This window comes from Amycolatopsis sp. PSD-21 (assembly GCF_055561455.1).
Genome location: NZ_CM145712.1, coordinates 129,297 through 143,317 on the forward strand (window position 1 = coordinate 129,297; position 14,021 = coordinate 143,317).

Annotated in this window: 13 protein-coding genes; 7 read left to right on the forward strand and 6 right to left on the reverse strand. The window is 69.0% G+C overall.

Annotated elements, in window-relative coordinates; genetic code table 11:
* Positions 1–21: 21 nt before the first annotated feature.
* Positions 22–1,785, forward strand: coding sequence for a gamma-glutamyltransferase family protein (locus tag ACZ1DY_RS00655; protein WP_465483303.1), 1,764 nt, complete (start codon positions 22–24; stop codon positions 1,783–1,785).
* Between the two features lie 144 nt (positions 1,786–1,929).
* Here ACZ1DY_RS00655 and ACZ1DY_RS00660 read toward each other — a convergent pair whose 3' ends face one another.
* Genes ACZ1DY_RS00660 through ACZ1DY_RS00670 form a run of 3 tightly spaced genes read right to left on the reverse strand, consistent with a single transcriptional unit; the run spans position 1,930 to position 4,809 of the window.
* Positions 1,930–2,814, reverse strand: a complete 885-nt coding sequence (locus ACZ1DY_RS00660; protein WP_465483304.1) for a VOC family protein — start codon at positions 2,812–2,814, stop codon at positions 1,930–1,932.
* Positions 2,807–3,325, reverse strand: a complete 519-nt coding sequence (locus tag ACZ1DY_RS00665; protein WP_192747392.1) for an RNA polymerase sigma factor — start codon at positions 3,323–3,325, stop codon at positions 2,807–2,809. Before ACZ1DY_RS00665 ends, ACZ1DY_RS00660 begins: the two co-directional genes overlap by 8 nt.
* Before the next feature lie 53 nt (positions 3,326–3,378).
* On the reverse strand, positions 3,379–4,809 hold the full coding sequence (locus ACZ1DY_RS00670; protein WP_465483305.1) for an MFS transporter: 1,431 nt from the start codon (positions 4,807–4,809) through the stop codon (positions 3,379–3,381).
* Between the two features lie 108 nt (positions 4,810–4,917).
* Between ACZ1DY_RS00670 and ACZ1DY_RS00675 the strand changes: the two genes are divergently transcribed.
* From ACZ1DY_RS00675 to ACZ1DY_RS00700, 6 genes are all read left to right on the forward strand, one after another.
* A complete protein-coding gene (locus tag ACZ1DY_RS00675; RefSeq protein WP_257483616.1) occupies positions 4,918–5,751 on the forward strand; it encodes a helix-turn-helix transcriptional regulator in 834 nt (277 codons plus the stop codon).
* A gap of 64 nt (positions 5,752–5,815) precedes the next feature.
* Positions 5,816–6,664: a hypothetical protein gene (locus ACZ1DY_RS00680; protein WP_257483617.1), complete on the forward strand. Its 849-nt coding sequence runs from the start codon at positions 5,816–5,818 to the stop codon at positions 6,662–6,664.
* Between the two features lie 58 nt (positions 6,665–6,722).
* Positions 6,723–7,847, forward strand: coding sequence for a sensor histidine kinase (locus ACZ1DY_RS00685; RefSeq protein ID WP_126732539.1), 1,125 nt, complete (start codon positions 6,723–6,725; stop codon positions 7,845–7,847).
* Positions 7,844–8,512 carry a response regulator gene (locus ACZ1DY_RS00690; RefSeq protein ID WP_257483619.1) on the forward strand — a complete coding sequence of 223 codons (669 nt, stop codon included), beginning with the start codon at positions 7,844–7,846 and terminating at the stop codon, positions 8,510–8,512. The genes ACZ1DY_RS00685 and ACZ1DY_RS00690 overlap by 4 nt, the downstream gene beginning before the upstream one ends.
* Before the next feature lie 527 nt (positions 8,513–9,039).
* A complete protein-coding gene (locus ACZ1DY_RS00695) occupies positions 9,040–9,240 on the forward strand; it encodes a hypothetical protein (RefSeq protein ID WP_192747397.1) in 201 nt (66 codons plus the stop codon).
* Positions 9,240–9,950 carry a Crp/Fnr family transcriptional regulator gene (locus tag ACZ1DY_RS00700; RefSeq protein WP_465483306.1) on the forward strand — a complete coding sequence of 237 codons (711 nt, stop codon included), beginning with the start codon at positions 9,240–9,242 and terminating at the stop codon, positions 9,948–9,950. Before ACZ1DY_RS00695 ends, ACZ1DY_RS00700 begins: the two co-directional genes overlap by 1 nt.
* Positions 9,951–10,201: 251 nt before the next feature.
* On the opposite strand, the gene ACZ1DY_RS00705 is transcribed toward ACZ1DY_RS00700, so the two are convergent.
* From ACZ1DY_RS00705 to ACZ1DY_RS00715, 3 genes are all read right to left on the reverse strand, one after another.
* Entirely contained in the window at positions 10,202–11,308 is a 1,107-nt protein-coding gene (locus ACZ1DY_RS00705; RefSeq protein WP_257483621.1) for a class I SAM-dependent methyltransferase, read from the reverse strand.
* Positions 11,308–12,513, reverse strand: a complete 1,206-nt coding sequence (locus ACZ1DY_RS00710) for a DUF1707 domain-containing protein (RefSeq protein WP_257483622.1) — start codon at positions 12,511–12,513, stop codon at positions 11,308–11,310. Before ACZ1DY_RS00710 ends, ACZ1DY_RS00705 begins: the two co-directional genes overlap by 1 nt.
* Before the next feature lie 163 nt (positions 12,514–12,676).
* Entirely contained in the window at positions 12,677–13,975 is a 1,299-nt protein-coding gene (locus tag ACZ1DY_RS00715; protein WP_257483623.1) for an alginate O-acetyltransferase AlgX-related protein, read from the reverse strand.
* Positions 13,976–14,021 lie beyond the last annotated feature (46 nt).

The following is a 14,021-nucleotide window of genomic DNA, read 5'->3' on the forward strand; positions in this document are numbered from 1 at the left end:
GCAAAGCGTAGTATCGGCTCCGTGTTCACGACCAGGCCGGAACTGGCCGGCACCCACGGCATGGTGGCATCGACGCACTGGCTGGCTTCGGCCACCGGTATGGCGGTGCTCGAAAACGGCGGCAACGCCTTCGACGCGGCGGTGGCGGCCGGGTTCGTCCTGCAGGTCGCCGAGCCGCATCTGTGCGGTCCGGCGGGGCAGGTCCCCGGCATCTTCGTCACCGCCGCCGACCGGACTCCGCGAGTTCTCGCCGGTCAGGGGGTCTCGCCCGCGGCCGCGACGCCGGAGTACTTCGCGGACCTCGGGCTCGACCTGATCCCCGGCAGCGGTCTGCTCCCCGCGACCGTCCCGGGGGCCTGGGACGGCTGGCTGCTGCTCCTGCGGGATCACGGTACGAAGTCGTTGCGCGACGTGCTCGGTTACGCCATCTCATACGCGCGCAACGGGATTCCGCTGGTCAGCCGAGTCGGTGACACCATCCGCGCAGTCCAGGATCTCTTCACCGAGCATTGGCCGACGTCGGCGGCGCTCTGGTTGCCGGATGGCAAGCCTGCCGAAGGGCTGCACCGCAACCCGGCCCTCGCGGACACCTGGGAGCGGCTGCTCGCCGAGGCCGAGTCGGTCAGTGGGCGTGAGGCGCAGATCGACGCCGGACGCCGCGCGTGGTCGCAGGGTTTCGTCGCCGAGGCGATCGATGCGTTCAGCCGTAAGGCTTTCCGTGACGATTCCGGGCGCGATCACGCCGGTCTCCTGACCGGCGAGGACATCGCGGGCTGGGAAGCGACGTACGAGGACGCGCTGCAGGTCGACTTCGGCGACTGGGGCCTGGTGAAGATGGGCGCCTGGACGCAGGGGCCGGCGTTGCTGCAACAGGCGCGGTTGCTGGACGGCCTGCGGGACGAACTGTCCTATGTAGACGGAATCCCGACGGAACGCACGGTGCACTTGGCCGTCGAGGCGGCGAAGCTGGCGTTCGCGGATCGTGAGGCTTGGTACGGGGATTCGCCCGACGTGCCGATCGAGTTGCTGATCTCCCGAGAGTACGCGGACGCCCGCCGCGCGTTGATCACCGACGAAGCGTCCGCCGAACTCCGGCCCGGAGGCCCCTCGCCGCGCCTGCCCGCGATCCTCGAAAAGCTGCGCGGACTGGAATCCGGCTCCGGTGCGACTGGGGAGCCGACGGTCGGGCCGCTGGGCGAGACTCGTGGCGACACCGTGCACATCGACGTCGTCGACGCGGCCGGGAACATGATCTCGGTGACGCCGTCGGGCGGCTGGCTGCAATCGAGCCCGACGATCCCGGAGCTCGGTTTCTGTCTCGACTCGCGTGGGCAGATGTTCTGGCTGGAACAGGGTTTGCCGAACTCACTGGCGCCTCGGAAGCGGCCGCGGATCACGCTTTCGCCGTCGATGGGCCTGCGTGACGGCGAGCCCGTGCTCGCGTTCGGGACGCCCGGCGGCGACCAGCAGGACCAGTGGCAGCTGTGTTTCTGGCTGGCGCACACGCTCGGCGGCCTGAACCTGCAGGAGTCGATCGACTCGCCCGCGTGGCATACGACCGCGTTCCCGAGTTCGTTCTATCCGCGTTCGTGGACGCCGCGGGAGCTGGTGGTCGAATCGCGGCTCGGTCAGTCCACAATGGACGCTCTCGCCGTGCGCGGGCACGCCGTCGTCGATGCCGGGCCTTGGGCGCTCGGGCGACTTTCGGCCGTGTCGCGGTCCGGCGGTGTCCTGCGCGCCGCCGCGAACGCGCGCGGAATGCAGGGCTACGCCGCCGGCCGCTGACGCTCCCCAGCCTCACTACATCGACGTTGTCCACAATGCCTCCTACCTGTGGACAACTCGGCTCACGCCCGCCTCCCCGCCCCCATCGGCGATAGACTGGCTTCGGGGTCGCCCCCTGGGATGGGCGGGGGTTTGGGTGGTGACTCAAGAGCGCGGCTGTTCCCAGAGCCAGAACTCGATGCCCTGGTTGTCCACGCAGTCGGCGCTCAGGCCGTAGGGCTGCTGTTCGGTTTCGCCGACCTGGCCGCCTTGGGCGCGGACACGGTCGAGGGCGGCGGCGAGATCGTCGACGGCGTACATGAGCTTCCAGCCCACCTGCCGTCCCGGGCCGCCCCAGAGCCCGCCCTGCAGGCCGGAACCTTCGACGCCCCAACCGCCTTCGACGCGCCCTGGCGAGAACTGCCAGCCAAGAACCGCGCCGTAGAACGCCTTCGCGCGTTCGTCGTCGGGCACCTGGAAGGTGAAGTAACCCGCTTCGCCGTGCCGGATCGGCGTAGCGCCCGAAGCGGGCCGAGGCGCCGCCTGCGCGAGAAGCCACCGCTGGCCGTACGGGTCCTTGATCTCTCCGCTCAACCCGTGGCCTTCGTCCGCGACGGGACGCCGCAGCTCCCCGCCCAGCTCCACGGCCCGCGCGGCCGACGCGTGCACGTCCGCGACTTCGACCCGGATCAGCGGGCCACCGGCGGGCGCCACGACGATGCCCAGTTCGGGGAATTCCTCCGCGAACATCAGCACGCTGTCCCCGATGGCCAGTTCCGCGTGCCCGACCCGGCCGTCCTCCATCACGATCGGATCGGACCGACGCCGCGCCCCGAACACCTCGACATAGAAATCGAGCGCGGCGCGCGCGTCGGTGACCACGAGATAGGGCGTCAGGGAACGTACTTCGGCTTCAGTGGTGATTGTTTCCGTCATATCGGCTCCGTTCAGGACGGCGCGACGAAGGTTATCGCGCAGTTCGGCGGCGAAGAGCGGGTCAGGCTCCACAGGCTGCGAGGGCGCGCGAAGCGCGTCGAACGGATCAGGCATCGCGACCCTCCTTCTCCTGGTAAGCACGCCGGAACGCGGCACGGGCCCGTACGAGCAACGCCTCCGTGGCGTGCACCGTGCGGTCGAGATGGCCGGCGACCTCCGGTACCGGGAGGCCGTCGACGTAGCGAAGCGTCAACGCGGCCTGGTGATGCGCCCCGAGCGACGCGAGCACCTCGCGTGCCAGAAGCGCGTCCAGCCGTTCGTCCCACGGATCGGTGTACTCCTCCTCGTGGACGAGCCGCAGCCCGCGTTCCTCACGTGCTTTGCGCCGCCAGTGATCGGCGAGCTTGTGCCGGGCGACGCCGATCAGCCACCCTGTGCTCACTGGCGGTGCGAACTCCTTGCGACAGGCCCGCACCGCGCCGAGGAACGTCTCGGACGTCAGCTCCTCGGCGAGGGTGCGATCACCGCACCGGGACAGCAGGTACCCGTAGACCTCCGGCAACGCCGTCTCGTAGAGCGAAAGCAGCGCGAAGGCCGGGTCCCGATGCACCCGTGGTTCCGTCACATCCCCATCGTCGCTCGGGGAGCCTGAATTCCGACGGGTGAAACCGAACTTTCTCAGGTTCGCGGATCCGGCAGCCGCCGGGCCACCGTGATCACCCCGACCGTCAGGACCGCCTGAATGCCGATGACCAGCACGAACGCGCCCTTCATCCCGAGCGGTCCGGCGGCGGCCGAGGCGAACAACGTGCCAAGGGTCGCCACGCCCAGCGCCATCGCGGCCTGCTGCGACGTCGTCAGCATCCCGCTGCCGACCCCGGCGATCTCCGGCGGAACCTTCGACAGCACGATCCGGAACACCGTCGTCATCGCCAGCCCCTGGCCGAGACCGCACAGCAGCATCCCCGGCACGAAATCGAGCACACCGAGATCCGGCCACTCCAGCAGCACGGTGCCGATCAGCGTCAGCAGCCCGAGCAGCTGCACCGAGAGACCGGCGGCCACCACCCGCTGCCCGAATCGGGTCACCAGGCGGCTGCTGACCAGGCACATCGCGAAGAACGCGAGCGAAAGCGGCGCCGTCACCAGACCGGATCCCAGCGGGCCGAGATGGAGGCCGTCCTGCAGGGTCACGGCGAACACGAACATGAACGCGCTGAACCCGACGAAGAACGGCACCCCGACCAGCAGTCCTTGCCGCACACTCGGCATCCGCAGCACCGAAGGCGGCAGCAGCGGAACCCCGCCACGGCGTTCCATCCGGCGTTCGACGTGGACGAATCCGGCCGCGGCGAACGGGAAGACGACGAGCAGCGCGATCGTCCACAGTGGCCAGCCGAGCACCGGCCCTTCCGCCAGCGGGAGCAACAGCGAAACCAACGCGATCGCCAGGAGGACCGTGCCGGGACGGTCGACGCCGAGTGGGTTCCGCGAGCGGCTCTCCGGGATCAGCCGCCGCGCGACCAGCAGACCGGCGACCCCGACGGGCACGTTGACCAGGAAGATCGGCCGCCAGCCGGTGCCCCAGAGATCCGCGGCCACCAGTGCCCCGCCGAGGAACTGGCCGAGCACCATCGAAAGCCCCGCCGTCGCGCCGTAGAGACCGAGCGCCTTGGACCGGCGCTCGCCGGTCGTGGTCGCCTGGATGATCGACAGCACCTGCGGCAGCATCAGCGCGGCGGCCGCCCCCTGCGCGGCCCGCGCCAGCACCAGGGTCAACGCCGTCGGCGCGATCCCGCAGAGCAGGGAGGTGAAGGTGAACGAGGCCAGCCCGATCAGGAACAGCTTGCGGCGGCCGAAGGCGTCGCCGAGCCTTCCGCCGACGACGAGCAGGACGGCGTACGCGATCCCGTAGGCCGCGACCACCAGTTCCAAGGTGGCGGACGAGGTGCGGAGATCCGACCCGATCGCGGGCAGGGCGATGTTGACGATGAAGAAATCGACGAGCGGAAGTGCCGCCCCCAGCAGCACGGTGACCAGGCCCGCCGAGGTCAGGGCCGGGACGGCGGCGACGCGGGCAGGCGTCACCGGAACTTGCGTGGAAGTCATGAGTACCACGATCAGCCGATTCCGACCCTGGTACCAGGAGTGTGTTTATCCTGGTACCGCCACTACCTGGTAACCGGCTTCGAGCTTTGCGAACCTGATGAGGTGACCATGACCGTCGATTCGCGAGTGGCCGAGGTGCGGCGGCACGAACTGGCCGCCTTCCTGCGCAGCCGCCGCGAGCGCATCACCCCGGACCAGGTCGGCCTGCCGATCGGCGGCAGGCGCCGGACGCCGGGGCTGCGCCGCGAGGAGGTCGCGCAGCTGGCCGGGGTCGGGGTCACCTGGTACACGTGGCTCGAACAAGGGCGCGACATCAACGCGTCCGAGCAGGTGCTGGAGGCGATCTCCCGCACCCTGCGGCTCGACCCGCACGAGCACACGCACCTGTTCACCCTCGCCGGGGCGCCGGAGCCGCCGCTGGAGAAGGACTGCAAACTCCTCAGCCGGAACGTCTACCGGATGATGGACAAACTAGAGCCGTTCCCGGTCTGCGTGCGCAACGCGCGGTGCGACATCCTCGCCTACAACCGGGCCTACGACTGGCTGATGGGCGGCCTCGACGACATCCCGTTCGAGGAGCGCAACACGATGATCCAGTGCCTGACCAATCCCGAATGGCGCCGCAGGCTCCCGGACTGGGAGGTCAACCTGCCCCGCGTGGTCGCCGGATTCCGCGCGGCGATGGCCGAGCACATCGCCGAACCGGCGTGGAAGAACCTGGTCAAACGGTTGCGGCAGGAGTCCGAGCTCTTCGAGCGGATGTGGAAGGAGCACGACGTCTCCAGCGAGCGGATCGTGCTCAAGCGGTACCTGCACCCGGACGTCGGCCTGCTGCGGTTCGAATTCTCGTACCTGTACCTCGGGCGGCGTTCCGAGATCTCGCTGGCGACGCTGACCCCGGCGGACGAGGAAACCGCGGCCAAGCTGCCCAGCTCCTTCTGAAGGGGGAGGCGGACCAGGCTCGCGAGGGAGCCGTTCCGCGGCGCGAACGCCGACGCTGGGATGCATGACCGTAGCGATGGCTCCACCCAAGATCTCCAGCGTCCGCCTGATCGTCTGCTACGCGGCGATCCTCGGCACGCTCCCGTACCTGACCCTCAAGGCGTCCTGGGTCACGGGCGGCAGCCTCGGCCTGCGTGATCCGTCCTTTGTGGACTCCGACCTGATGATGTTCGCGAATCTGGTCACCGGCGGGATGGACGTCGTCGCGGTGATCCTCGCCCTGGCGTTCACCTACTCCTGGGGCCGCCGGATCCCCGCGCCGCTGGTCCTGTTCCCGATCTGGATCGGCACCGGGCTGCTCGCCCCGATCGTGCTGAACCTCCCGGTGATCGTCGCCGATCTGTCCACCACGCAACTGACCGAAATGCCGCTGGAGAACTGGGTCTGGGCCGTCGTCTACGGCGGATTCGCCTGGCAGGGCATTCTGCTGCTGACCGCGTTCGTGCTCTACGCCCGCGACCGCTGGTGGTTCGTCGTCACCGGCACGGTGAAACCCGGCACGATCGGTGCGGCAGGCATGCTCGGCATCGTCGCCGCGCTCGTGACGGCGATCGGCCACTCGATCTGGGCGTTCGGCACCGGCGGTATCGCCGCCCGCGGCCAGGACGTCGTGATCGCGGCGCTCGCCGTCCTCGCCGCTCTCGCGCTGGCGAACGTGTCGCGAGGGCGGTTCTGGCCGCGGCTGGTGCTGGTGTGGACCGGCGCCGGGGCGATGGCGGGCACGGGGATGTGGGGCCTGTTCAGCGCGCTCACCATGGGATCCACCGATCACGCGGCGGTGCTGGCGGTTCAGGTGGCCGGCGGGGTGCTGATGATGATCTCGGTCCTGCGGCGGCTACCGCACGCGGCGTAGCCGGGAAGTCGCTTTTCAACGGACGCGATCCACCCCCGCCACGGGTAGTTTTCGGACCGTGCTGCTGAAAGAACGGTTTCCGTGGAGCCCATGGGTGGGCCGCGTGCTGCGCGTGGTGCTGCCGCTGGGGTTCGTCCTCGGTGCCACGAGCGGCGCCTCACGCTGGCAGCCGGACGCGCCGCCGCTGACCACGTCCGCGGTGCTGTGGCTGGTCGCCATCGCGGTGCCGCTGCTGATCGTCCACCGCTTCCCGATGACGATCTTCCTGCTCACCTCCGCGCTGACGCTCGGCTACTACACGTCCGGCAACCCGGGCGGGCCGGCGATCGTGCTGCCGACCATCGCGCTGTTCCTGCTCACCAAGATCCGCGGGCCGATCGTCGCCGGCGGCGCCGGTGGAGCGCTCCTGGTGGCGGCGGGGATCGCGTTGTTCGCCCGGCACGGGCTGGCCGGCTTCGATCTGCGGGCCGGGCTGGGCCTGGTCTGGGTGATCGCGGTCGTCGGGATCGGGACGGCGGTGCGCAACGGGATGGCGGCCGCGCGGGCCCGCCGCGAGCAGGCCGACGAGCACCGGCACCGGATGGCCGAGCAGGAGCGGCTCACCATCGCCCGCGAGGTGCACGACGTCGTCGCGCACAGCCTCGCGATGATCAACGTCCAGGCCGGGGTCGCCGCGCACGTCGCCGACCGGCGTCCTGAGCAGGCGAAAGAGGCGCTGCTGAACATCAAGGAGGCGAGCGCTTCGGCGCTGAAGGACCTTCGCGCGACGTTGGCCGTGCTGCGCTCTGGGGAGGACAAGGCGCCCGCACCGAGCCTCGCCCAGGTCGACGAGCTGTTCGAACACGCCCGCGCCGCCGGGCTGGAGGTCCGCGTCGACGGCGAGCCGGGGGAGCTGCCCGCGCCCGTCGACGGCGCCGCGTACCGGATCCTGCAGGAATCGCTGACGAACGTGGTCCGCCACGCGGATCAGGCGCGCGGTGTCGACGTCAGGTTCGAGCGGAAAACCGGTGCGCTGACGCTGCTCGTCCGCGACGATGGCCGTGGCGCCGTCGATCCCGCGCCCGGTCACGGCCTGCGCGGGATGTCCGAACGGGCGGCCGCGCTGGGCGGCGCGCTCACGACGTCCGTGGTGAACGGCGGCTTCCAGGTCCGCGCGGACCTGCCCATCAAGGGGGAAGAATGACGATCCGGGTGGTTCTCGCCGACGACCAGGTGCTGGTCCGCGCCGGTTTCCGGGTATTGCTGGAGACCGAGGACGGGTTCGAGGTCTGCGCCGAGGCGGGTGACGGCGAGCAGGCCGTCGCGGCCGCCGTCGAACACCGGCCGGACATCGTCGTGATGGACGTCCGCATGCCCGGCGTCGACGGGCTCGAAGCGACGCGGCGGATCACCGCGAATCCCGAGCTGGCCGGGGTGAAGGTCCTGGTCCTGACGACTTTCGACGTCGACGAGTACGTCTACGAGGCGCTGCGCGCCGGAGCGAGCGGATTCCTGCTGAAGGACACCGATCCGGTGGAACTGCTGCGGGCGCTGAAGGTGGTCGCCGCGGGTGAGGCCCTGCTGGCGCCGACCGTGACCCGGCGGCTGATCGCCGAGTTCGTCGACCGGCCGGAGAACCGCCGCATCGACGTGAGCGCCGTCCGCGAGATCACCGACCGCGAACGCGAGGTCCTCGGCCTGGTCGCGGGCGGGATGTCGAACGACGAGATCGCCGCGCATCTCGTGATCTCGACGGCCACCGCGCGCACGCACGTCAGCCGCATCATGACCAAGATCGGCGCGCGCGATCGGGCGCAGCTGGTGGTACTCGCCTACGAATCGGGTCTGGTCAGCCCTCGCCGGGGTTGAGGTTCCCCCAAAAAGCTGAGATTGCCGAAAAAACTCAGCCGATCACCGTGGGTCGCCAAGGTGGCCCCCACGCTGACGTTCCGTTAATCGGCAGCCCGATCGTCATGTCGGCAGGGCTCCTACAGGACGTGCATCTGCACGTGCACTTCGATTGGCGAGGCCTTATTTCCGTCTCCACCAGGGCTCCGGCGATCCGGAGGGACGATTCCGGTGGACGGTTCGAAAACAAGACGAATGTACGGCTAATGCTGATTTCCGGGCGAACGCAGAAGTAAAGCGCGAGATGTTCTCTCTTCGCTGGATACGGTGCGTGATTTTTTGTTCGGTCAGCGGACGGAACGGCGATCACTTTCCGTCGCGAAACCGCTCCCTGGTCGGGTTCTCGCGCACTTGAGTTCCTTTCTCGCAAGCGCGCTGAGCATTAGTCTTCGGCTCAACGGCAATGGGGGATGTCACCTACCCGACGTGATTCTCACCCGGCCGGGCAGGAACTGGATTCACCTTTCTTCTCTCACTGGGAGTCACCATTGACGACACAGACATCTGATCCGCTTCTGGTGATCACCGCGGGCGTCGTCGTCCTGGCCTACATCGTTTTCGCCGCGATCCTCATCCGGCTTCTCCTCGCCGGAAGGGTCGCCCAGCCCGCGAAGGTCATCGGGTCGGTGGCGGCGCTCGTGGCCGGGCTCCCGGCGATCCTCTACGCGTTCGCGGCGGTGGTGGGCTGATGGACGTGGAGTTCACCGAACGGCAGTGGCATCGGCTGATCGTCCTCGGCAGGCACGTGGACCACGCCGTGGGTACAACGCTGCTCCGCCAGGGCGACCCGGCCCCGCCGGTGCTGATCCCGCGGTCCGGTTTCGTGAAGGCGTTGCGCGCCGCCCAGGGCGACACGACGCCGATGATCGTGGACCTGCTCGGCGCCGGTGACGTGCTCGGCGTCGAGGACTGCCTGGCCGGACGGCCGAGCAGACTCTCGTACATCGCCACGAAGCCGGCTCGGGTGCTGGAGGTTCCGCAGCACGCCTTTCGCGGCTTTCTCGACGATGACGACCAGGCGATGGCCTTGATCGCGGTGGCGCTTGCCTCCCGGCTGCGGCAGCGGAACGTCGCGCTGGGTTTCGCGACGGCCAAGGTGCGGAGCCGGTTGACCGCGTTCCTGACCAGATTGCAGGCGCTCTACGGGGTGCCCGGCGAGGGCGGCGTCGTGATCGACGTGGGACTGAACCACACGGACATCGCCTCCGCGATCGGCGCTTCACCCGCGTCGGTCAACGCCGAGATGGCGAAACTGAAGAACGACGGATATCTGAGCACCGGCTACAAGACGATCCACGTGAAGAAGCCGTTGCGTGAGGACGGCCCGCCGCTCACACCGGTCCCGTCCGCGCGGCGGCGGATTCCCCAGCTGCGGATACCGCGGATCGCGATGGGGTGAACGGGGCCTTCTTCATGGGAAGGCCCCGTTCATCTCCTGCATGCGCCGCGGGGTGCGCAAAATCGGGTCAGCCGCGCTTCAGCTGAAGCGCCAGCCGTACGGCGAACACGACGGCCAACACGGCGACCAGGGCTACTTCCCAGGCCATGAGGCTCCTCCTCGTCCGGCATCCGAACGTTCCGATGCTCTGCCCATAAGGCGCATCACCGGGGGAGGGCGTTCACCGACACGGCCTAACTCACTCGGATGGATTAGCCGCCCGAGACCTTCTGCAGCCAGATGTTGCCGCCGGAGTCATGCGCCATCGCCGGGATCTTCGACTCCAGCAGGTCCCGGTGCTGTGTCCACATGAAGTGCTGGAACCAGCGGACCTCGAACCGGTCGTTGTACATGAGGAAGGCCCGGAGCAGGTAGTCCTCCTGCCAGGCTCGCCCCTCACGCAGCCAGCTCATCGGGTACTCGAAGGGGAAGAACACGTCGTGGACGTGGACCCATACGCCGTCCCGCAGGCGGGGAAGGACCTCGAAGAACAGGTAGTTGACGTCCGAACCCGCCTTGACGACGTGCGTGGAGTCGATGAAGAGCAGGTCGCCGGCCTCGAGCTCCTGGAACGTCTCGATCGGGACGTCCTGGACGGCCTTGCCGATTACCCGCACCCGCTCCGCGTCGCCGGGCCGGAAGAGGCTTTCCATCAGCTGCGGGTATGGCTCGATGCAGGTCAGCTCGGTCTCGCCGCCCAGCCAGCCGTCCATGGTGTCCAAGGTCATCGCGGTCGAATAGCCAGAGCCGACCTCGATCATCCGGCGTGGCCGCAGATGGCGCAGCATCGTGTGCAGCACGATCGCGTCGGACCACGAAAACGCGGAGTTCTCGAAGAAGTAGCGGTGCCGATCGTTCTTCCGCGCGGTGAACGGAAGGTCCGCGGCCAGTTCGGCGAGCGTGCCGAACAGCTCCAGCTGGTCGTTTTCCCGCAGGTCGACGGCCTCGGGCCAGGAGTCGAAGATCGTGGCGGCACGGGTGCCGATCTCCTCCTGCGAGGCGAAGGGCGAGTAGAAGTGGCCGGGTGGGACCCACGTTCGGTACTCGTCCTCGAAGGACTGCTTCGCCCGCAGGACGTCTTCGAGCCACGAGCGGAGGTCCCTGTTCGCCACCTCCAGTTGACGGCGGCTTTCGGCGAGCTCCGAGTACCGGTCGGTCACCGCCTCGTAGCGTGCCGTCAGCTGGTCGTAGCGCACGCCGAGCTCTTCGTACAGCTCGGCGTATCGACCCGCCCGGATGATCATGTCGTCATACGACTTCCGCGCGACCGCCCAGCGCTTGACGAAGGCGCGCAACGGGTTCTTGATCGGACGTCTCATCAGTTGTTGCGTTCGGTCGGCGGAGCCTTCTGGATTTGCGCGTTGAGCAGCGACCGGAACGCCTGCTCGGCCTGCGCCTCGGGTCCGTAGGCCTCGACGACGATCACCCGGCTGTAAAGGATGTACACGGCGCGATAGACGGTCGAGTCGGGTGACTTCGTGACGAAGACCGGCACCCCGCGCATCGCGAGGGCTCGCTCGGCGGTGAGACCGCCCTCCAACTGCGCGTTCCCGTACTCCTGGGCGACCTTCGAGGTGCCCTGCGCGTCCGGGAAGTCGAGGGCGATCAGGCCGAGCGTGACCTCACCACTGGTGTTGGTCTTGAGCAGGCCTTCGGTCATCCCGCTGCGCTCGATCTGCGCGATCACCGAATCCGGCAGGAACTTGGCCGACTTCAGCTTCGCGATGTCGAACGTGCCGCCACCGGCGCGAGGCGTGCCGGCGAGGTCGGTCAGCGCCGCGGCGTTGGCCGACGGCTCGGGCTTGGCCGCCGGGGGTTCGGGGAGCGGCGTCGTGGTCGGCGCGGGCGGCGGCTGCTGCTGGCCCGAGGTCGGCTGGGCGGTGGGGTTGTCCTCGATGGTGTTCGAGAACAGCGCCCACGCGCCGACGCCGACACCGGCCAGCACCACGACGGCGATCGCGGCGATGATGACCTTGCGCTTGGCGCCGGACGAGGACTTGATCTGGAACGACTCCGGCCCCTGGCTGACCCAGTTCGTGTCGTTGCCGGACGGCGCCAGCGGCGGGAACTCCGAACCGCCCCACGGCGGGCTCTGGTCCTGCGGCGTGTTCCAGCCCTGCTGCGGCTGCGGGGGCTGGGCGAACCCGCCACTCGGCGAGTGCTCACCGGGGCGCTGCGCGTACGGCTGCTGGAACCCGCCCGCGGGCGAACCGGGGTGCTGCTGCGGCGGCTGTTGCTGGGGCTGCCATGGCTGGACGACCTGGGTGCGTTCGGCTCCGCCGGTGTCGGACGGCGACACGATCTGGGTCGCGTCGGCGGAGGGCCGCGGGGGCTCTCCCGGCGGCGCGACCGGCTGGATGATCTGCGTCTCGGCGGGGTTCGCTCCCGGCACCTGCGGTTGCGGGTGCTCCAAGGACACGGCCTGTGAGAGCACCTGGTCACGCCGAGTGCGGTAATCGTCGGCCGTGAGCCTGCCGGCCGCGAGTTCCTCGTCGAGCCTGCGGAGCTCTTCCTGCCAGGTCACCCCGTTACCCCCTTTTGGATCAGTCGTCCCCGAGCGACGAAGGATCTTTGTCGTCGCGGTCTACATGACCGCACCGGGCACATTGTGCACGGGGGTCGTCGGGGCGTCGCGGCCCACCACCGAGTCGTAATATTCGGACGCCCGATCCCGCCCGCCGCCCGGCTCACCTCGGTGTTTGCGCGAGGACCTTGGCGAGCTGGTCGATGGTCTGATCACGCAGGAGCGCCGACGACCCGCCGATGACGTTGCGCTCCACGAATTCGAACACGACGACGTCGCGGTCTTCGAACAGATCCTTCAGCGTACCGGCGTCACCCCCGGCCACCGTGTCGCTGTGGACGATCGTCAGATCCTTGCAGGTGGCGGCCAGGAACGGGCTGGCGAACTGGCTGAACGAATCGGCGACCACCGCCGTATTGGGCTTGACGGTGCCGCGGGTGGTGTCGGCCTGGGTCAGCCGCAGCGGGGTCTTGAAGTCGCTGGCGAGGTACCGCGTCCGATCGGCACCGCCGTCCGGTGCCAGCGCGTAGGCCCGCAGGTTGCGGTCCACCGACCGCCCCAGCAGCCGTTCGAGGTCGGCGGGCCACGACCGGAAACCGCTCTCCTTCGCCTGCCAGGTCGCGGTGACCCCGGGCGTGATCGCCTGCGCGAGCGCGTAGGTCATGGTGAGCCCGGCTTCGAACGTCCAGTGGGTGTCGTGCGGGTCGTACACCGACCGGCCGAGGCGCCGCTCGGCATCGGCGAGCGGGTTACGCAGATCGATCGCCCTGGTCGCGGCGGGCACCTTGCCCCAGAACTCGGCCGTCCGCGGTGGCGCGCAGTCGTGACCGGCGTAGTGGTCCGGGAGGTGCGCCGGCTTCATGCTGGACTTGTCGGGCGCGAAGACGAGCTCGAACCGGCGTCCCGACGCCTCGACCGCCTGACGTAACCGGTTCAACGCCGAGATCACCCGGTCGAGATCCAGCACCGGCTCGCACCGGGTGTGCATGTCCTCGCCGAGGTACAACCAGCCGTCCTTGCCGGCGATCACCTGCGGGTAGGCCTGCGGCCCCTTCGGCACTCGTCCCTTGCTCGGGATCCCCGCCGAGCTGTCCTGCGCACCGGCCGCGGCGCCGGGTGGGTCGCCGAAGACGCCGGTACTGATGTCGTCGGCCGCGTTCACCGCGGCTTTGCGCAACGGGAGGTGGTCGGTCGCCCAGCCGGACAGCCCGGTGAAGAAGCTCCAGCCGTCGCCGAAACCGGGGAATTCGCGTAGCGGGCGGTTTTCGAACGGCTCGGTCCGGACACCGACGACCAGCAGGAGCACGGGGACGAAGAAGAAGACGAGCCCGCAGGTCAGCGCCGTCCGCTGCCGCCTGCTGTGCCGTGGCCGGTAAAGGCTGTGCTCGTTCGGCAACCACGACTCCGGGGTCTGGAGCAGCTCTGCCTGCCCGGACGAAGTCGGTGGGGGATTGACGAACACACCCGCGATCGTAGCTGGGGCGTGCTCGCCGCCGGAGGCGAATGTG